Source organism: Halorubrum trapanicum (assembly GCF_017873555.1).
Taxonomy (GTDB): domain Archaea; phylum Halobacteriota; class Halobacteria; order Halobacteriales; family Haloferacaceae; genus Halorubrum; species Halorubrum trapanicum.
Window position 1 is genome coordinate 22,623 of record NZ_JAGGKE010000001.1, and the last position, 18,826, is coordinate 41,448.

The following is an 18,826-nucleotide window of genomic DNA, read 5'->3' on the forward strand; positions in this document are numbered from 1 at the left end:
CGCCATCCGAGCGCAACCAGCGTCACCCGAGCGCGACCACGTCGACCGCGCGGGAGTCGCCGTCGCCGTCGATCTCGACCGACGAGCCGATGCTCCTCCGAACGCGCTCGCGCCAGTCCTCGACGGCCTCCGCGTGTCGCTCCCGCCGGGCTTCGAGGTCGGTATCCGGGTGTTCGGCGGCGGTGTCGTCCGGCTCGGGGTACGGCGGTACGTCCGCGACGAGGTCCCGAGGATCGATGTGAAGCGGGGCGGGCGCGTCGTCGGCGCTCCTGGCGTCCCTCTCGTCGGTCCCGTCCCCGCCCGCGTCGAGCGCGTGAAGTCGAGCGCGCATCCGTCCGGAGAAGGGCGGCGTCGCGCGGAGGACGACCTCTCGGTCGCTCCGGAGCGCGGCTTCGAGGGCGTTCGCCACGTCCTCGCGGTGGACCGCGATCGACCGGATCCGGCCGGGTCCGGGGTCGCTGCCGGGCTCCTCCTCAGTCATCGTTCGCCGTCCACTCGGCGTCCGAGAGCGTGCGCTGGACCGCCTCCTCGCCGACCGCGCCGGCGAGGTGCTCGAAGCCCGCGCGGACGCCGCGGTCGCTCGCGTTCGCGACCAGCCGCGAGACGATGAACTCCGGCGTCGACTTCCCGACCGTCTCGAACCGCGGCTGGTAGTCGACGCGGAGGTCGAGGTCGCTCGTCAGCCCCTCCGCGAAGATGCCGTCGATGCGTGCGGCGTCGGGCAGCGGACTCAGGTCCTCCGCGAGGTGGGTGACGTAGACGCCGAGCGCGCCGCGGTCGACGGTGAGCGTCACCAGCCCGTTCAGCAGGTCGGCGGCGCGGCCCGGCTCCGTGATCGCCTCGAACTCGTCGACGAGCATGAGCGTGCGGCCGTCCGCGACCAGCGGCGGGACGACCGACTTCAGCGTCGACTCCAGCACGCCGGCGTTGAAGGAGGCGTGCCGGCGGTGGAAGACGATCCGGTCGAACGTCCCGACCTCGGCCGCGTCGGCGGGCACGGGCAGCCCCATCGACGCGAGCAGCGCGACCGCACAGAGGGTCTCCAAGAGCGTCGTCTTCCCGCCGGAGTTCGCCCCGGTGAGGACGCTCACGCGGTCGCCCGTCGGCGGCGCGTCCGCGCTCGCGACGCCCGCGTCGTCCGCGAGCGAGTGGGATCCGACGCCGTAGGAGACTGGCTGGACCTCGCCGTCGAGGAACGGGTTCCGCGCCCCGCGCACGGCGATCCCGTCGTCGACGAGCGTCGGTCGGACGTGGCCGTTCTCGGCCGCGAACCGGCCGAGCGACAGCAGGAACGCGGCGTCGGAGACCGCCGTCGCGGCGCGGGCGACGGTGGTGTCCCCGTCGTCGCTCTCCGCCTCATCGCCGTCGTCGCTCGCGTCCGCCGCGGACTCGTCTCCCAGCCGCTCGCGGATGTCGGCCGCCACGGCAGCCTCCCGCTCCTCGACCGCCGATTCGAGTTCGACGACGAGGTCCCGGAGCGTCCCGGAGACGAAGTCGGCCGCGTCGAGCGCCTCGTCGGGCGCCGCCGACCGGACCGTCGCGGGCTCGACGCCGGTCTCGCGGGCGACGTGGTCGATCGTCGCCGCCTCCAGCGCCTCGAAGTCGCGGAGGCTCCCGTCGCGGACCGATTCGAGCACGTCGAACGCGGAGTCCGCGAGGTCGCGCGCGGCCGACAGCTGATCGCGAAGTCGGTCCAGTTCCGCGTCGGCACCGCTCGCGATCTCGATGTCGTCGCCGTCGAGTCCCCCGGCGGGGTCGATCGACCCCCGCACGTCGGCGAGGGCGTCGGCCGCGTCTCGAAGGCGGTCGCCGTCGAGCGCGCCGACGTCGGCGAACGGACCGTCCGTCAGCCTCGCCTCGCGGAGCGCGACAGCGGTCTCGACCGCGGCCAGGTCCGACCCCTCGGCCTCGTCGTACGCCGCGAAGGCGTCCGCGACGGCCCCGCGCTCGGCGTCGTCGAGACCGGCCCACGCGTCGCGGGCGGCGACGACGCGATCGAGCCGCGACTCGACGGCGTCGCGGTCGAGCAGCGGGGTCAACACCCGGATGCGGTCGGCGGCGTGCGCGGTGAGCGCCTCGCCCGCCGCGAGCGCGAGGAGGTCGTCGTACACCGAGCGCGCGTCGCCCGTCGCGAGCACGTCCATCCCGGCCTCGCCGTTCGCCCGGCGGAGGATGCGAGTCGCGCGGCCGCGGTGGAGTCCGGCGTCGACGAGCGCGCGGACATCGGCCGATTCGATCGCCTCGACCGCCCGCTCGGTCCCGAGCGCCTCGGTGAGCCGCTCGCTCGTCTTCGGGCCGATCCCCCAGTAGTCCTCCAGTCGCATACGCCGTGGTGTCGCCCCGGCGTCTTGGCGCTTTCGTCGCCCGCGCCGGCGACTCGCAATCGCCTTGGTGGCGTCTGTCCCTCTTTCACGACAGCACTCATCCCGATTCGGCCCGTACGCGTCGACATGGCCACGGAGATCACGGACGGCGTCTGGCGGTTCGACTGCCGAGGTGTCAACGCGTACCTCGTCTCCGACGACGTGCCGACCCTCGTCGACGCCGGCACGCCGTGGGACGAGGAGACTATCCGGCGCGGGCTCGACGAGGCCGGCGTCGAGGTCCCGGCGATCGGTCGGATCCTCCTCACCCACTACGACCTCGACCACGTCGGGACCCTGGCGGCGCTGGCGCCCGAACTCGACGCGTCGGTCCGCGCGTACGGCTTCGACGCGGAACTGCTCCGCGGGACGCGGTCGCCGCCGCTCCGGAACCACAAGGGGTTGATCCAACGGCTCGGGGGACTCCTCACGGACTTCCCCGACCTCGACGTGGTCGGGGTCCGCGACGGCGAGACGCTGGGATCGTTCACCGCGTATCACACGCCCGGCCACACGCCGGGCCACGTCGCGTACGTCAGCGAGGAGCTGGGCGTCGGACTGCTCGGCGACCTCGTCTCGGAATCGGACGGCGAGCTAGAGCCGTCCGGCTGGCTGATAAGCTACGACACGGACGCGGTCGCGACGAGCGTCCGCGGCCTCGCGGCGCGCGCGCCGCCCTACGAGGTCGCCTGCGTCGGACACGGTGAGCCGCTCGCGGCCGGGGGTAGCGAGGCGCTGCGTCGGTTGGCTGCGACGCTTTGAACGGATCGAACGGGGGCGCCCGATCTCAGCGCGACTGCCGGTAGATCAGGTTACGCTGGATGTCGTTGGCGCCCTCGTAGATCACGGGGATCCGCACGTCGCGGTAGACGCGGGCGATTCTGCGGTCCGTGAGGATCGAGCGACCGCCGTGGAGCTTCATCCCCTGCTCGGCGCAGTCGGTGGCGACCTCGGTCGACTTCGTCTTCGCCAGAGCCGCCCAGTAACCCGCGTTCTCGTTGTTCGCGACCTTCTCGCAGGCGCGCCAGTTGAGCGCGCGGGCCGACTCGAACCCGATCCGCATGTCCGAGATGGTGTGTTGGACCGCTTGGAACTCGTCGATGGTGCGGCCGAACGCCTCGCGCTCGTCGATGAACGCCTCCGCCTCCTCGATGGCCGCGGCCGCGAGGCCGAGCCCGTGGCCGCCGACGACGACGCGGCCGTGGTTGAAGAAGTCCGCGAGTACGTAGAAGCCGCCGCCCTCGCTGCCGACGACGTTCTCCTCCGGGACGAAGCAGTCCTCGAAGACGATGTGGCCCTGCTTCGACGCGCGCATCCCCATCTTCTCGGGGATGTGTTCGGCCTCGTAGCCGTCCGAGTCCGTCTCGACGATGAACAGCGTGTAGTTCGAGTACCGGTCGTCGCTCTCGCCGGTCTTCGCGTAGACGGTGAGCCAGTCGGCCTCGACCGCGTTGCCGACCCAGTACTTCTCGCCGGTGATCTCGTAGCCCCCCTCGACCTTCTCCGCCTTCGTCGTCATCCCCGCCAGGTCCGAGCCGGTCTGCGGCTCCGAGACCGCGAGCCCCGAGATCTGGTCGTTCTCGGCGACCGGGCGGAGGTACTCCTCCTTCTGTTCGTCGGTGCCGTACTGCTCGACCATCTCCGCGCCGAAGCTGGCGAGTTGAAGCGTGAGCGCGATGCCGGCGTCCGCGCGGTAGAACTCCTCCGCGATCGCGAGCGTCTGCGCGAGGTCGTACCCCTTCCCGCCGTACTCCTCGCCGATGTCCTGGGCGACGAGTCCGGCGTCCATCCCTGCTTCGAGCACCTCCCACGGGTACTCGCCCGACTCGTAATACGCCTCGGCGTTCGGGGCGATGTACTCGTCGGCGAACTCGCGGGCCTCCTGTTTGACGTCTCGCGCGCGCTCCGGCACGACGCTGTCGTCGAGCAGTTCCATGTCCGCACTGAGACCCCCGCGGACAAAACGTTCGTGGAACAACGAACAACTCCGGGCGTGTTTACGGCTCGTCGTTTTCGGCGTCGCCTCCGGCACTGCTCGCCCCGCCGACTCCGTCAGGCTCGTCGTCGCCGACGTCGGGGTCCGGCCCGTCGTCTCCCTCGGCTGACCCGTCAAAGTCGTCGATTTCGGCGGTGTCGTCGTCGGGTTCGGCGGTGTCGTTGCCGACGTCGACCGGTCCGTCCGCGACCTCGTCGGCATCGGCGATCTCGACTTCGTCGGCGACGGCGGTCGCGGTCTCGTCGTCGCCCGACGCCGCCGGTTCCGATTCCTCCAGCGGCTCGGTCGGGTCGGCGGGCTCGAACCCCGCCGTTTCGAGGTCCGCATCGGCGCTCTCGCGGGGGTCGACGCCGCGCTCGCGGAGGACGGCGCGCGTCGCCTCCCTGTCGACCGTCCCCGAGACGGTCCGTGGCAGTTCCTCGGCGTACGCGACGGTTTTCGGGATCTTGAACCCCGTCAGTCGCTCGCGGGCGAAGGCGACGAACGCCCCCTCGTCGATGGGCGCGGGACCGATGCGGTCGGCTCCGGCAGCCGGCTCCGCGATTTCGTCGTCGTTCGGTTCCCCCTCGGTCGTCTCGGAGCCGTCCGGCTCGGAGATGATTTCCGGGGAAGCGTCTTCCGGGGAAGCGTCCCCGGGGGGCGCGTCGTCGCCGGCGGGATCGGCGGCGACCGACGGGAGCCGGTCGCCGACGGCGAGGAGCGCCGCGACCCGCTCGCCCCACACGTCGTCGTCGAGACCGACCACCGCCACGTCGTCGACCTCCCCGTACTCGCGGAGCACGTCCGCGACCTCTCCGGGTTCGACGTTCTCGCCGCCGGTGATGATCCGGTCGTCGACGCGGTTGAGCACGTGGAGGTACCCCGACTCGTCGAACCGTCCGACGTCGCCGGTGTGGAGTCCGTACGGTCCGAAGTCGGAGCGGTCGAGGGCCGCGGGGTCGATCCCGTTCACGTCGACCGCGTCGGACGCGGGGAGGTCGCGCTCGTCAGCCCCATCGGGAGCGGGAGCGTCCCCGTCTTCGGCGAGGTATCCCGGCGTGATCGTCGGTCCGCTGACGGCGATTTCACCGGTCTCGCCCGGCCCGACCGGGTCGCCGCCGTCGCCGACGACCGTCACGTCGGTGCCGAAGAGCGGTCGGCCGACCGTCCCGATCCGGTCTCTGGTCTGTCGCGGCGTCGCGGTCGTGATCTGCGAGGCGGCCTCCGTCATCCCGTAGGTCGGATACACGGGGATCGAGTAGTCCCGACACCGCTCCAACAGCTCCGCCGGCGCCGGCGCGCCGCCCAGCAGGACGACGCGGAGCGAGTCCGACAGCGTCCCGCGGCGGTCGAGCATCCGCTTGAGCATCGTCGGGACGAGCGAGACGCCGGTCACGTCGTAGGCGTCGATGTCGTCGGCGGTGCCGCCCGCGTCGAACCCCTCGCGCAACACGAGCGTCGTCCCGTACAGCACCGACCGGTACACCGGTGCCAGCCCGCCCATGTGGTGGAGCGACAGCGACACGAGCCACCGGTCGTCGGACTCGACGCCCAGCCGGAACGCGGAGGCGACCGCCGAACTGTACAGGTTGCCCGCGGTCAGCGGCACGGGCTTGGGTTCGCCGGTCGTCCCGGAGGTGAACAGCACGCAGAGCGGGTCCGCGAACGACCACTCCGAGGGATCGATCGACGCCGGGTCGACGTCGTGGATCCCGGTCACGTCCGCGCTCGTCGCATCGTCGACGGAGTACACGGGAACCCCCTCGATCCGAGACGCGGCGTCGGTCGCGGTCGACTCGGTCGGCTCCGCGCAGACGACGGCGTCGAGGTCGGTCCGGTCGATCCGCGCGGCGATTTCCCGCGAGGTCAGCTCCTCGCCGAGCGGGACGAACGTCGCCCCGATCCGCATCGCCGCGTGAACGAGTCCGACGGTGCCGACGTAGGGCGGCGTGAGCACGCCGATCCGGTCGCCCTCGCCCAGCCCGTGGGCGACGAGCCGCCCCGCGGTCTCGGAGACGAGGCGGTCGAGGTCGGTGTAGCTCCACGCCTCGCCGTCCTCGGCGCGGATGAGCGCGGTGTCGTCGGGCGACGAAACGACGCGGTGTGACAGCCAGTCCCGCATCGCTGTCACCCGCGTTCACCGGAGGTGATGCGGCTACTCATCCGTTGGCTGTCGGACGGTCAACACCGGCACGTCCGAGGTGCGGACGACGCGCTCCGTGACGCTCCCCAGCAGGTAGCGGTCGAGTCCCTTTCGACCGTGGGTGCCCATCACGACGACGTCGATGCCGTGTTCGTCGACGTAGTCGTGGATCGACTGGTAGGCGGTCCCGGACACAACGGTGGTGACACACTCGACGCCGGCGGCGGCGGCGGCGTCCGCCACGCGTCTCGTCGCCTCCTCGCCCTCGGATTCGAGCGCGTCGACGACGACCTCCGCCCCGGCCTCCAGACTGGAGTACGCCCCGCCGTCGACGACGTACAGCGCGTGAAGGCGGGCGCCGTACCGGTCGGCGAGGTCGATCGCGTGTTCGATCGCGGCGTCCGACGCCGGACTTCCGTCCGTCGGAACGAGGATCTCTGAGTACATCTCTCTCGGTGAGTACAGCGGGTATCGATTAAAAACCCGATCCAACTACTCGGGACGCGAGCACGCGGCGAGGTGGGCGCCCCGGGCGAGGCCAGAACGCGAGCCGGTCTCCGTCGTCGAACCGCCCTACCTGAAGCCCATCGCTTCGATCTGCTCTTGGTACCGGTTCCGGATGGTGACCTCGGTGACCTGCGCCACGTCGGCGACCTCGCGCTGGGTCTTCTTCTCGTTACACAGCAGCGAGGCGGCGTAGATGGCGGCCGCCGCGAAGCCCGTCGGCGACTTCCCGGAGAGGAGTCCCTGCTCGGCGGAGACGTCGATGATCTCGGTCGCCTTCGACTGGACCTCCTCGGAGAGCTGGAGCGAGGACGCGAACCGGGGGACGAACTGCTTCGGGTCGACCGGCTTCAGCTCCAGGCCCAGCTCCTGAGAGATGTACCGGTACGTCCGCCCGATCTCCTTCTGTGGCACCCGCGAGACGTCCGCGACCTCGTCGAGGCTGCGAGGGATCCCCTCCTGCCGGCAGGCGGCGTACAGCGCGGCGGTGGAGACGCCCTCGATGGAGCGCCCGCGGATCAGGTCCTCGTTGAGCGCGCGGCGATAGATCACCGACGCCACTTCGCGTACCGAGCGCGGGACGCCGAGCGCGCTCGCCATGCGGTCGATCTCCGAGAGCGCGAACTGGAGGTTGCGCTCGCCCGCGTCCTTCGTCCGAATCCGCTCCTGCCACTTGCGCAGGCGGTGCATCTGCGACCGCTTCTCCGAGGAGAGCGACCGCCCGTAGGCGTCCTTGTCCTTCCAGTCGATCGTCGTCGTCAGCCCCTTGTCGTGCATCGTCTCCGTGATCGGGGCGCCGACGCGCGACTTCGACTGCCGCTCGTTGTGGTTGAACGCCCGCCACTCCGGCCCGCGGTCGATGTTCCGCTCGTCCAAGACGAGCCCGCAGTCCTCACAGACGAGCTCTTGGTCTGCGTCGGTGACGATGTTCTCCGAGTCACACTCCGGACAGGAGACCGTCGATTCGTCCGTTTCCTGCTCCGTGTCTCGCTCCTGTTGCCGTTGGCGGCTCGGACGTTCCATTAAAAGGTTTCTGGTCAGTCGCACATTTAACTCTTGTCCACCCCGTTAACGACCCTGATGGATCTGCGATCGTTTGGAACTGCCTTCTCCACCGGGTACAGCGCTCGTAACGCCGGAACGAGTAATTCGGTGCCGGTCCGGCGATAGGTTCGACACCCCGCCATTGCCGCCGCCGCGACGCACGAAACGTGACCGCGAGTCGGGGTCGGAATCTGTCGGTTCGGGTTCTCGGGATCGACCGCGGCGCACTCACCCGACGGTCGTGGGAATCACGGATCCCGCGCGCCCCGATGTCGTCCTCTCACTGAGTATTACTATGAAACATCTATAAAGACTTTTGTATAACCTACACCAATGGGTGCGTATGAGCACTACCTCGTCTCCCGGCATCGAACGCACGCTCCGCGGCTGTCGCCCCGCCGACGTCGACCCGGTCGTCATCGACGCGTCCGACCTCGACAGTACCGCGCCCGAACACCTCCGCGACCTCAAGCAGGGACTGGCGGCCCGCGGCTACCAGCCCGCCGCGGTCGCGACCGAGGCGGAGTTCGACGCCGAAAGCACGCTCGAACGCCAGCGCGAGGTCGACCGGCTCCGGGGACTCGTCCGCGCCGCCTCGTTCCTCGGCGCCGGCCGCATCGAGGTCGGCGTCGACGAGGCGGCGTGCGAGGCGGTCCGCACGGCGCTCGCGGCGCTCGCCGAGCGCGCCGACCGCGAGGGCGTCGAGTTCGTTCGCGTCGAGGGCGACGGCGCCGCCTGACCGATGGCGACGAAGCGGTCGCTCGCGACGAAACTCGGCGTCGTCGCCGGCTTCGAGCGCCCCGACGCCGCCCTCGAACAGTACCCGACGCCGCCCGAACTGGCCGCCCACGTCGTCCACCTCGCGGACCTCCACGGCGACGTCGACGGCCGGACCGTGGTCGATCTGGGCGCCGGGACGGGGATGCTCGCGCTGGCCGCCGCGCTGCGCGGTCCCGCCCGCGTCGTCGGTCTCGAACTCGACGGGGACGCGCTCGCGACCGCCCGGGCGAACGAACGCCGCGTCGCCGCCAGCGCGCCGGTCCACTGGGTCCGCGGCGACGCCACGCGCCCGCCGCTCGCCGTCGCGGAGCCGGTGACCGTCGTGATGAACCCGCCGTTCGGCGCACAGGACGGGAACCGGAACGCCGATCGGGAGTTCCTCGCGGTCGCGAGCGAGCTCGCCGACGTCTCCTACTCGGTCCACAACGGCGGCAGTCAGGAGTTCGTCGAGGCGTTCGCCGCCGACGAGGGCGGCGAGGTGACCCACGCGTTCGCGGCCGAGTTCCGGATCGAGGCGCAGTTCGACCACCACGCCGACGACGCGCGCGACATCGAGACCGAAGTGTACCGGATCGAGTGGTCCTGAGAACCGCCCTGGCCCCTCCGGCGTCGGGACGACCGACCGCGCTACTGCCGTCCTTCGTACGTTTCCCGCTGCGCGATCCGCACCCGCGTCTCCCCCCGGACCGCGAACACCGCGTCGCTCCGCTGAACGAACGTGACTCCCCGCAGCGTCACCGACTCGTTCGCCGCCGGAAGCGGCGCGCTCGCGTTCCCGACGGGACCCGTGACCCGCAGTTCGAACCCGCCTCGCGTCGCCGCGACGGTGACGTTGCGGCCGTCGATCCGCGGTTCGGCCCGCGCCGGCTCGCTCGTGAACAGCGTCCGTCTGGTCTCGTTTCGGACCGCGTCGACCCGGTAGGTCGAGCCGTCGTTCGCGGCGACCCAGCCGACGCGCTGGACCCAGACGGTCTCGCGCCAGCCCGTGCCGCCCACGTCGACCGCGCGGTACCCCCAGAACGCGAGGTTCCCCTTCGAGACCGCGGTCGTCCATATCTCGCGGTCGGGGTCGCTGACGATCACTCCCGACGTGTTGACCGACGTCGAGCGACCGAACGCCTCCACGTCGACGACGCCTACGAGCTGGTTTTCGACGTTCTCGGCGTAGGTCACCTGATACCCCTCCACCTCGACCGGTTCGCCGGGGAGGTCGCCGTCGTCGACGGTGACGAGGTTCGGGACGACGCCCGGTCCCGCGACGACCGCCAGCGCCGCGACGAGAAGGAGGAGACCGACCGCCGCCGGCGTCGCGGATCGGATTCCCGCTCGTAGCGTCTCCGGATCCGGGGTCGCCCGCGCCGGCCACAGGGGATCGTCACGCGCGACGGCGGCGACGGCGACGATCGCAGCGAGGAGGCCGAGCAGCCCGACCCCGACCGCGCGGTACAGCTCGTACTGCTCGTTGCCGAGGTACCAGTACACCGCCCACAGCCGACGCGAGGCCCCGAACAGGAGCAGGGCGCCGAAGACGACGAGCGCGGACCGTTCGGTCGCGTCCGCGTCGGAGTCGCTTTCGGTCGCGTCCGCGGCGGAGCCGTCGCCGCTCGCGGCCGCGGTCGGATGGAACCGCCACCTACCGGCGGTCGCGTCCCCGTCGCTCTCGATCCCGGACCGCCCGCGACTCGTCTCGTCCCGTTTGCGAGCGCGGCGGCGCAGGAGGAGGACCGCGATCAGCGCGCCGCCGATGAGTCCGAGCGCGTGCCCCTGGATCGCGATGTTCGCCCAACTCGGCGCGCCGTACGAGGGGGACGCCTCCGCGAACGCCACCGGGACTCGGACGGCGTCGTAGAGGACGCCGACGAGCGTCGTCCCCGCCATGGCGACGACCGCGGCGATGGGACGCGACACGAGCGCGAACCCCCAGTACGCGAACACGACGACGGAGAAGCCGATCACCGGTCCCAGCGCGAACAGCGCGGACACGAGACCGAACGCGACCGCGGCGCCGGGGACGATCAGGAACGCCCGGACGTACGGGTTCGATCCCGGCGACTCGACGGCGGAAATCCGGCTCGGCAGGCGCCGGATCCGTCCGGAAAGACGCCGCGCTCGGCTCGGGAGCCGCCGCAGTCGAGCCGGAACTCCCCGCAGCCGACCCGGGAATCGCCTGAGCCGGACACCGAGGCGGTCGCCGTCGTCGACGTCGCGTCCGTCGGGAAAGTGGCCGTACGCGTACTCGGCGAGCCCGCCGGCGACGAGCGCGGACAGGAGGTTCCCGGTGATGTGACCGCGACTCGAATGCGCGAAGCTGGACCAGAGGAGTCCCTCCGGGTAGAAGTACGACCACGACCGGAACGGGATCACGACCGGTCGGTTCGGGTCGTCGATCCCCGACTGGACGAACAGGTACACCGCGATCACGCCCGCGATCACGACGAGCGTCCCCCACGGGACGCCGAGGAGAAGCCGCGAGCGGAGCGCCCGCGTCCACTCCCCGGCCGGGCGGTCGATGAGGTACACCGCGACGAGCGCGACGGCGACGCCCGCGGCCCCCGCGGCGAGGTGGACGGCGTCCGACGTCAGCGCCTCCGCGACCATGTCACGACGGAGGGGACCGCGCGTACATCAATTCGGGGGGTCGAGCGCGGTCCGCCGGTGGGGCCGGTACCCCGATCAGATCTTGTTCTCGGCGTCGTCGGCCAGCTCCTCCATCCGCTTGCCGACGCGGCCGGCGGGCGAGAACTCGTCTTCGCTCATCGCGTTCGCCAAGGCGTTGCCGAGGACGAACACGGCGTGTTTGTGTTCGCTCTTCGATTTGTGAACGTGCGAGGGGTCCACGTCGAGCTCGTCGTACGGGTCGAAAAGCGATCCGTCTACCGTCTCCTGTGCGCGGAAGTGCTCCATGATCGTCACCATCTGTTCGTGGAGTTCGAGCAGCTCGTCTTTGTGCATACCCTCGGATACGGTCTGTAGGCCCTTTAAGCGTTGTTGAGGCCGGGACGCACGGTTTAGCCCGTTCGGCGCCCTCCGACGGAAAAAGTGTCGCCGGTGGCGGTCAGAAGACGTACTCGTCTTCGTGGCCCATCATCCCCTCGTCCTCGAACCCGCTGGAGTCGTCGTCCTCCCGCGGGCCGCTCGTCTTGTACGCCTTGATGCCCGTCGAGAGCAGCTCCTCGACCGCCTCCTCCCGGTTGAGGAACTCCCCCTCCTCGACCATCTGGGCGATCTGCATCTCCAGATGCTCCGGCACCGTTATCTTCACTCGTGGCATTTGCTGTCCGGGTCTTGTAGCATGGCACATATAAAAGTGGCGTCGAAGATGTGTGTATCTGAAAACTAAACGCTGATATCAAAAACCCTATTTTCTACCAATAAAATATACTTTTCAATATCTCGAACGCGGCCGCTCCCCATCGCTTGTGAGCGACGCTCGCGCGCGGTCTCGCATCCGAGAGCGACATTAATACGTCGGTCCGGGTCGTACCGCACTCTATGACCGCATCTCGTGTCGATTCCGTCGAGGACCTCACGGACCTCTACCGCGAGTACGGCGACGACCGGCTCCCGCCGGGCCAGCGCGAGACCGACGGCTTCCCCGTTCTCTCGAAGAGCGGGACGCCGTCTTGGGACCCGGAGACGTTCGAACTCGACGTGTGGGGCGCCGTCGAGGAGCCGCTCGCCTTCTCGCTCGAGGAGTTCCGCGCCCTCCCGGCAGTCACCCAGCGACAGGACTTCCACTGCGTGACGGGATGGAGCAAGTTCGACTGCGAGTTCACGGGCGTCGCGTTCGCGGACCTGGCCGAGCGTGCGGACGTCCGCGACGACGCCGAACACGTCATGTTCCACGCGCTCGACGGCTACGCGACCGACCTCCCGCTCGACGAGTGCGCGAAGCCGGGCGTCCAGCTCGCGTACGGCTACGACGGCGACGACCTCCCGGCCGACCACGGCGGACCGGTTCGCGTCGTCACGCCGCACAAGTACGCGTACAAGGGCGCGAAGTGGATCTCCGGCGTCGAGTTCCTCACGGAGAAGGAGCTGGGTTACTGGGAGAAGCGGGGGTACAGCGACACGGCGAATCCCTGGAACGAGGAGCGCTACAGCTGACGACCGAGACCGTTGCCGGTCGGGCCGTCTCTCGGTCCTTCGACCCTCTCTCGCCGCTCGATTTCCCCCGTCTCCTCCGCCCCGATAGTCAGGATAAAGAGTCCCCGTCCCCGACGGGCATCGCATGGAACAGGCGCGCTCGCGGTCGTCGCCGCCGCTGGTCAGCCGGACCACAGCAGTCGACGAGCCGGCGTTCGCGGCGGCGTTCGACGCGCTCCCGTCTCCGCGTACGACCTGGAGCGCGCCCGACGACGCGCTGGTGCTCGGCGGCGGCGCGGCCGCGACGCTGACCGCCTCCGGAAGCGACCGGTTCGCGTCGGTCCGCGAGGCGGCGACGGAGCTGTTCGAAGCCGGCGACGTCCACGCCGGCACCGAGGCGGCTCGCCCCCGCGTGTTCGGCGGCTTCTCCTTCCACGAGGGCGCCTGCGACGGCGACCCGTGGAAGCCGTTTCCGGAGGCGCGGTTCGTGCTGCCGCGGGTCCAACTGACAATCGCGGACAACGGCGCGTGGCTCACCGTCAACGCGGTCGGCGCCGACGCCGACGTCGACGCCGTCGAGGACCGGTTAGCGCGCGAGGTCGACCGGTTCGCGGCGCTCGACGGGAGCGCCGCCGCGGAGGCGTCCGCCGCTCTCGACCCGCGACCGTCCCGGCCGGGAATCCGCGAGAGCCGCCGGACGACGAGCCGCGAGGCGTGGCGCGAGAGCGTCGGCGCCGCGGTCGACCGGATCCGCGACGGCGACCTTCGGAAGGTGGTGCTGGCGCAGGCGCTGGAGACCGACCTCGCCGGCGACTTCCCGCGCGCGGCGACCCTCGAACGCCTCGCCGAGAAGTACCCCGACTGCCACCGCTACTGGTTCGAGCCGGCCGCCGGGGAGAGCGCCTTCTTCGGCGCCACGCCCGAGCGCCTGGTCTCGCTGCGGGGCCGGACGGTCGAGACCGACGCGCTCGCCGGCACGACCGGGCGCGGCGAGACCCCCGCGGAAGACGAGTGGCTCGCACAGGAACTCCTCGACGACGAGAAAAACGTCCACGAGCACGAACTCGTCGCGGAGACGGTCCGCGACCAGCTGGAGCCGTTCGCGGCCTCGGTCTCCGCCGGCGAACGCCGCGTCCGCCGGCTCGCGACCGTCCAACACCTCCACACCCCGATCACAGCCGAACTCGACGCGGACCGCCACGTCCTCGATCTGGTCGAGGCGCTCCACCCCACTCCCGCGGTCGGCGGGCTGCCGCCGGACCGCGCGCTGGCGACGATCCGCGAGACGGAGCCGTTCGACCGCGGCTGGTACGCCGCCCCGGTCGGCTGGATCGACGCCGCGGGCAACGGCGCGTTCGCGGTCGCGATCCGCTCCGCCGTCGCGAGCCGCCGTCGCGCCACGCTGTTCGCGGGCGTCGGTATCGTCTCCGACTCCGACCCCGACCGCGAGTGGGACGAGGTCCAGCTGAAGTACCGGCCGATACTGGACGAACTGGAGGGCGACGCCGCGGACGCGGACGACTCGCCCGAGCGGTAGTGTAACCGTCCGGCGGCGCTCGCGTCTACTGGAACATCTTCAGCGGCTCGGCCTGCGAGCTCTCCTCGGTCGCCCGTCGCATCTGCTCTGCGAGCTGCTGTTTCGCGTCTCGGATCTCGGTCGCCTGCTCGACGAGTCCCTCGGTCGGGGTGTCGATGCCGGCTATCGGGTCGATTCCGTCGGCGATGAGCACGCGCGCCGCCTCGGGGTCGGGGAACTGCGGGTCGGACTCGACGACCAGCCCGACCGCGTCGCGGTCGTCTTCCAGCGCGGCCGCCAGCATCGCGCCCGTCGGCCCGGAGACGAGTCCGGACTCGGGCGGCTCTGACACCTCGGCGCGCCCCAGCGCCCCGCCGCCGTCGCCGGTCGCGATCCCGTACAGCTCCGGTGGCGCCTCGTCCTTCTCGCGGCCGAGCCCCGACAGGAACACCGGGAACAGGTCGACCTCGTCGAACCACGAGCCGAGACACGCCGCCACCTCTGTCGCCGCACTCGGGTTCACGGGCACGTCGCTGCGGAGCGCGACGAGGTCGTTCTCGGGGTCCGCGTACAGCCGCACCGGCGTCGTCGCGGCCGTCTCGGACTCCAGGTAGACGGCCACCGGCGGGAGTCCGTCGCAGTGGACGTTCGCGTAGTGGGTCATCCCGTGAGCGTCGATCAGGTGATCGGTCGCTATCTTCCCGACGAGACCGACGCCCGGGAACCCCTCCACCAGCGTCGGCTCGTCCAGCGAGACGTCGTCGTCGAGGACGGAGATGCGTGCCATGCGCGCCCCTACGCCCGGGGCGGACCTAAAGGTGCGGCGCGGCGCGACGACGCGCGAGTCCCGAAACCGTCTAACGGCCCGGCGCGAAAGGGAGGCCATGAATCCGCTCGACCGATACGAGTCGCTCGTCGACGACGTCGACGCGTTCCGGGCGGCGTGCGACCGCCCGCTCCCCTCGGTCGTGCGCACGAACCGGATCGCGGCGACGCCGGCCCGCGTCCGCGAGGCGTTCGACGAGGCGGGGGTGGCGTACGAGCCGGTCGACTGGCACGACGGTCTCTTTCGGCTCCCCGACGGGAACCCCGGCGGCAACTGGCCGTACGTCCACGGTTGGACCCACGGGCAGGAGGAGGTGTCCGTGCTGCCGGCGCTCGCGCTCGACCCGCAGCCGGGCGAGCGCGTCTGGGACGCCTGCGCGGCTCCCGGCAGCAAGACGACCCAGATCGCGGACGCGATGGACGACGAGGGGACGGTCGTCGCCAACGACAACAACCTCGGGCGCCTCTCCGCGCTCCGCCACAACGCCGAGCGCCTCGGGATCACGAACTCCATCGTCACGAACCAGGACGCCCGCAACTTCTCGACGAAGCCGCTGGCGTTCGACGAGTTCGACCGCGCGCTGGTCGACGCCCCCTGCTCGTGTGAGGGCACCTGCCGGAAGAACCCGGACGTGCTCGACCAGTGGACGCTCGACCACGTTCACGCGGTCGCGGGGATCCAGAAGGGGGTCTTGGCCCGCGCCGTTCAGGCGACCCGCCCCGGCGGCGTCGTCGTCTACTCCACGTGTACGTTCGCGCCCGAGGAGAACGAGGCCGTCCTCGATCACGTCCTCGCGAGCGAGGACTGCGAGCTGGTCGAGTTCGACCTGCCGCTCGAAACCGACCCCGGCGTCACCGAGTGGGACGGCGAGACGTACGACGAGTCCGTGACGCGCACGAAGCGGGTCTACCCGCACCGCAACGACACGGGCGGGTTCTTCTGCGCGAAGCTGCGTGTCGGCGGAGAGAGCGACGAGAGCGGTGACGCGGTCGACCGCGAGGTGGCCGCATGAGCGACGACGCCAGGAGCGCGGAGGTCGACGCCCCCACCAACGACGGTCAGCAGTTCGATCGGTTGCCGGCGACGCCCGCCGATCGGGAGGTGGAGGGCCGGGCGAGCCGCGAGGAGGTCCTCGACTGGTGGGAGGAACGGTTCGAAATCGGGAGGGAGGTCTTCGCGGAGTACTCCTTCTGGGAGAAGGGCGCCGGGAAGGTCTGGATCTTCAACGGCGAGGCGACCGACCCCAGCGAGGTGGAGGCGGTCGGGATGACGTTCCTCCGGACGCGACAGGAACACTGGAAGCCGACCGGGCGGGCGGTCTCGCGGTTCGGCGCGCGCGCGACGAAGAACGTGATCGAACTGGATCCGGAGCAGGCGGCCACCTTCGCCGCGGGCGACGATCAGGACATCCCCGAGTGGGACGGCGACTGGGGATACCTGATCGCGACCCACGAGGTCGCCGGTGAAAGCGTGCCGATCGGCGTGGGGCTGTATTTATACGACGAACTGCGCTCCGTGGTTCCGAAGGGAAGCCGGGCGGACCTGCCGGTCGTGGAGTGAGGGATCGAGGTGGTGAGTCGTTTTGTTGTTTATAAACCGCTACCGCCGTGGTGAACGCTTCCAAGGCCCCAGCCGCTCGCTTATAAACGATTGACTATGTGACGGCGGTGAACACTTCCAAAGCCCCAGCCGTGAGGTGGGCGCACGCTCGCTGTGCTCCTCGTCGCTCGTTTCACTCGCTCCTGCGGTGCTTGCGTCGCCTGCGCCCACCTCACGGCTGCCCCTTTGAGTCCCACCCGAACGCGACCGCACCACCGGAAGACGGTCCTGCTCGCTCACTGCGTTCGCTGCGCGGGCTGCGACTTCCGTACTCCCGCTCGCTCCCTGCGGTCGCTCGCGGGACCGCGCCTCACGCCTCCCCAGCCTCGTCGCTCACTTCGTTCGCGACTCCCTCGCGCGTGCGACTCGCGGCCTGCGGCCGCTCGTCGGCACGCGCCACCGCTCCGATTTAAATATCCTATTCCGATTTCTCCCGGACCGTTCCCCCGCCCAGTCCCTCCCACTCGACCCGGTAGCCGAGCCGCGAGAGGGCCGCGCTCGCGTCGTCGACGCCGTGCTCGTCGAGGACCGCCTCGGCCTCAGAGAGCGACATCCCGGCTTCGATTTCGTCGCTGATTGCCGCTAACACCGCGGGCCGCACGAGCGTCCGCCCGATCTGCTCGTGGTCGGGGAACGCCTTGCCATCGATCGCCTCGACGCTCACGCCGTGTTCGTCCGCGAGGTCGTCCAGTCCGATCGCGTCGGCGTCCGGCGAGAGCGAGTCGGGGAGGTCGGCGGCCGCGTCCGCGACGAACTCGGCCTCGTACTCGCGGAGCACGTCGACCACGTCCTTCACCCGCACCGTCCCGGAGTAGGTGACGACGCGGTGGTCGCGCGCGGCGATCTCCTCGCCGACGCCGAGGCTCTCGTCGACGGCCACGAGGAGGTCCACGTCCTCGACGTCCGCCAGCTGGCCGAGCTTCTTCTCGACGTACTCGGGCGTCCAGAAGCCCATCACCTCGAAGAACAGCCGGAAGTCGGCGTGGTCGTAGTCGAACGCGAAATCGGGGATCATCACGCTCGCGCCCGTCTCCAGCGGCTCCGGCTCGCGGACGAGCGTCCAGTCGAGGTCGAGTCCGCGGACGCGCCCGGCGAAGTCCGCCTCGACCCCGCTGTCGAAGTCGGGTTCGGCGACCGGCTCCACGTCCGGCACGCTCACGTCGCCGTCGGAGAGGCGCATCGTGCGCTCGCGGCCGCGGTCGTCTATCGTCGCCTCCAGCGACCACTCCGCCGACTCCGCGACCGTCCGGAGCAGTCTGGCAAAGGCGGTGCCGTACCGTCGCGTGTGCGAGAACAGCCTGTCCGGGCCGGTGACGACGAGTTCGCGGCCCTCGGAGGTCTGCTCCACCTCGTACATCAGCCGCAGGCGCTTGACGGCGGAGACGAGCCGCTTCGGGTCGTTCGACCGGACCCTGACCTCGGTGGCGTCGAACAGCGCGGTCTGGGCCAAAGAGAGGTCGTACTGCTCCAGCAGGGAGTCGGGGTCCCACCGTACGTCGCCGTCGACGAGGACCTGATTGACGTCGCGGTCGGCGTACAGCGACGCGTCCACGTCCGCCGATTCGATGCCGAGCGCGTCGGCCGCGCGGTCGACCGCGGTCTCCCGCTCCGCCTCGCTGGCGACGCCGACCGCCTCCGCGGCCTCGAACGCGGCCCGCCGGACGCGACGGGGCGGGACCGGCGCTCGCGTCTCGAACTCGCACTCGCGCTCGACGAGCGCCGCCAGCCCGCGGACGAGCTTGAAGTCGCCGTTCCGCGCGGCGGCGTCGGACTCCAGCTCCGCCAGCGCGCTGTCGAGGTCGCCGCGGCGCTCGCCGACGTGCGACTCGAACGTCCCGAGGACCTGCGCCGCGAGCGGCCGGTGTTCCCGGGTCGCGAACTGCGGGCGGTAGCCGCCGCCCGCCCGGGAGACGCGCAGGAGGTCCTTCCGTAACACGGCCGCGGCTACGCGAGCGCCCGTCTAAAACCGGGCGGTTTCCCCGGTGCGACA

18 protein-coding genes are annotated in these 18,826 nt (G+C 70.7%); 7 read left to right on the forward strand and 11 right to left on the reverse strand.

From position 1 onward, the window contains the following. Positions 1 to 22 precede the first annotated feature (22 nt). On the reverse strand, positions 23 to 481 hold the full coding sequence (locus tag J2744_RS00105; RefSeq protein ID WP_209542974.1) for a hypothetical protein: 459 nt from the start codon (positions 479 to 481) through the stop codon (positions 23 to 25). Continuing rightward, positions 474 to 2,324 (reverse strand): MutS-related protein, encoded by a 1,851-nt coding sequence (locus J2744_RS00110; protein WP_209542975.1) that lies wholly within the window; start codon positions 2,322 to 2,324, stop codon positions 474 to 476. The genes J2744_RS00105 and J2744_RS00110 overlap by 8 nt, the downstream gene beginning before the upstream one ends. Before the next feature lie 126 nt (positions 2,325 to 2,450). On the opposite strand from J2744_RS00110, the gene J2744_RS00115 reads away from it, so the two are divergent. Beyond that, positions 2,451 to 3,125, forward strand: coding sequence for an MBL fold metallo-hydrolase (locus J2744_RS00115; RefSeq protein ID WP_209542976.1), 675 nt, complete (start codon positions 2,451 to 2,453; stop codon positions 3,123 to 3,125). Positions 3,126 to 3,150: 25 nt separating this feature from the next. On the opposite strand, the gene J2744_RS00120 is transcribed toward J2744_RS00115, so the two are convergent. From J2744_RS00120 to J2744_RS00135, 4 genes are all read right to left on the reverse strand, one after another. Further along, complete coding sequence (locus J2744_RS00120) at positions 3,151 to 4,299, reverse strand: acyl-CoA dehydrogenase family protein (protein WP_209542977.1); 1,149 nt, start codon at positions 4,297 to 4,299, stop codon at positions 3,151 to 3,153. Positions 4,300 to 4,360: 61 nt separating this feature from the next. After that, complete coding sequence (locus J2744_RS00125; protein ID WP_209542978.1) at positions 4,361 to 6,460, reverse strand: class I adenylate-forming enzyme family protein; 2,100 nt, start codon at positions 6,458 to 6,460, stop codon at positions 4,361 to 4,363. A gap of 33 nt (positions 6,461 to 6,493) precedes the next feature. After that, positions 6,494 to 6,928 carry a universal stress protein gene (locus tag J2744_RS00130; RefSeq protein ID WP_209542979.1) on the reverse strand — a complete coding sequence of 145 codons (435 nt, stop codon included), beginning with the start codon at positions 6,926 to 6,928 and terminating at the stop codon, positions 6,494 to 6,496. A gap of 126 nt (positions 6,929 to 7,054) precedes the next feature. Further along, a complete protein-coding gene (locus J2744_RS00135) occupies positions 7,055 to 8,008 on the reverse strand; it encodes a transcription initiation factor IIB (protein ID WP_004598548.1) in 954 nt (317 codons plus the stop codon). A 364-nt stretch (positions 8,009 to 8,372) separates the two neighbouring features. Here J2744_RS00135 and J2744_RS00140 point away from each other — a divergent pair, with 364 nt between their 5' ends. Both J2744_RS00140 and J2744_RS00145 read left to right on the forward strand, forming a co-directional pair. Beyond that, on the forward strand, positions 8,373 to 8,768 hold the full coding sequence (locus J2744_RS00140) for an apurinic/apyrimidinic endonuclease family protein (RefSeq protein ID WP_209542981.1): 396 nt from the start codon (positions 8,373 to 8,375) through the stop codon (positions 8,766 to 8,768). Positions 8,769 to 8,771: 3 nt separating this feature from the next. Next, on the forward strand, positions 8,772 to 9,395 hold the full coding sequence (locus J2744_RS00145; RefSeq protein WP_209542984.1) for an METTL5 family protein: 624 nt from the start codon (positions 8,772 to 8,774) through the stop codon (positions 9,393 to 9,395). 41 nt (positions 9,396 to 9,436) lie between these two features. Here the strand turns inward: J2744_RS00145 and J2744_RS00150 are convergent, their stop codons facing one another. The 3 genes from J2744_RS00150 to J2744_RS00160 all read right to left on the reverse strand — a co-directional run bounded on the left by J2744_RS00150 (position 9,437) and on the right by J2744_RS00160 (position 12,080). Next, positions 9,437 to 11,407: a rhomboid family protein gene (locus tag J2744_RS00150; RefSeq protein ID WP_209542986.1), complete on the reverse strand. Its 1,971-nt coding sequence runs from the start codon at positions 11,405 to 11,407 to the stop codon at positions 9,437 to 9,439. 75 nt (positions 11,408 to 11,482) lie between these two features. Beyond that, the gene (locus J2744_RS00155) at positions 11,483 to 11,761 is read right to left on the reverse strand and encodes a UPF0058 family protein (protein ID WP_008580735.1); all 279 of its coding nucleotides are present in this window, start codon (positions 11,759 to 11,761) and stop codon (positions 11,483 to 11,485) included. A gap of 103 nt (positions 11,762 to 11,864) precedes the next feature. Beyond that, positions 11,865 to 12,080 (reverse strand): ribbon-helix-helix domain-containing protein, encoded by a 216-nt coding sequence (locus J2744_RS00160; protein WP_209542987.1) that lies wholly within the window; start codon positions 12,078 to 12,080, stop codon positions 11,865 to 11,867. A gap of 221 nt (positions 12,081 to 12,301) precedes the next feature. Here J2744_RS00160 and J2744_RS00165 point away from each other — a divergent pair, with 221 nt between their 5' ends. Further along, a complete protein-coding gene (locus J2744_RS00165; protein WP_209542989.1) occupies positions 12,302 to 12,916 on the forward strand; it encodes a sulfite oxidase-like oxidoreductase in 615 nt (204 codons plus the stop codon). A gap of 124 nt (positions 12,917 to 13,040) precedes the next feature. Further along, positions 13,041 to 14,432, forward strand: a complete 1,392-nt coding sequence (locus tag J2744_RS00170) for an isochorismate synthase (RefSeq protein WP_209542990.1) — start codon at positions 13,041 to 13,043, stop codon at positions 14,430 to 14,432. Between the two features lie 25 nt (positions 14,433 to 14,457). Here J2744_RS00170 and J2744_RS00175 read toward each other — a convergent pair whose 3' ends face one another. Continuing rightward, entirely contained in the window at positions 14,458 to 15,198 is a 741-nt protein-coding gene (locus tag J2744_RS00175; RefSeq protein WP_209542991.1) for a proteasome assembly chaperone family protein, read from the reverse strand. 97 nt (positions 15,199 to 15,295) lie between these two features. Between J2744_RS00175 and J2744_RS00180 the strand changes: the two genes are divergently transcribed. Next, positions 15,296 to 16,249, forward strand: coding sequence for an RsmB/NOP family class I SAM-dependent RNA methyltransferase (locus tag J2744_RS00180; RefSeq protein ID WP_209542992.1), 954 nt, complete (start codon positions 15,296 to 15,298; stop codon positions 16,247 to 16,249). Further along, the gene (locus tag J2744_RS00185; RefSeq protein WP_209542993.1) at positions 16,246 to 16,797 is read left to right on the forward strand and encodes a DUF7122 family protein; all 552 of its coding nucleotides are present in this window, start codon (positions 16,246 to 16,248) and stop codon (positions 16,795 to 16,797) included. Before J2744_RS00180 ends, J2744_RS00185 begins: the two co-directional genes overlap by 4 nt. Before the next feature lie 457 nt (positions 16,798 to 17,254). On the opposite strand, the gene J2744_RS00190 is transcribed toward J2744_RS00185, so the two are convergent. Continuing rightward, a complete protein-coding gene (locus J2744_RS00190) occupies positions 17,255 to 18,772 on the reverse strand; it encodes a DUF790 family protein (RefSeq protein WP_209542994.1) in 1,518 nt (505 codons plus the stop codon). Positions 18,773 to 18,826 lie beyond the last annotated feature (54 nt).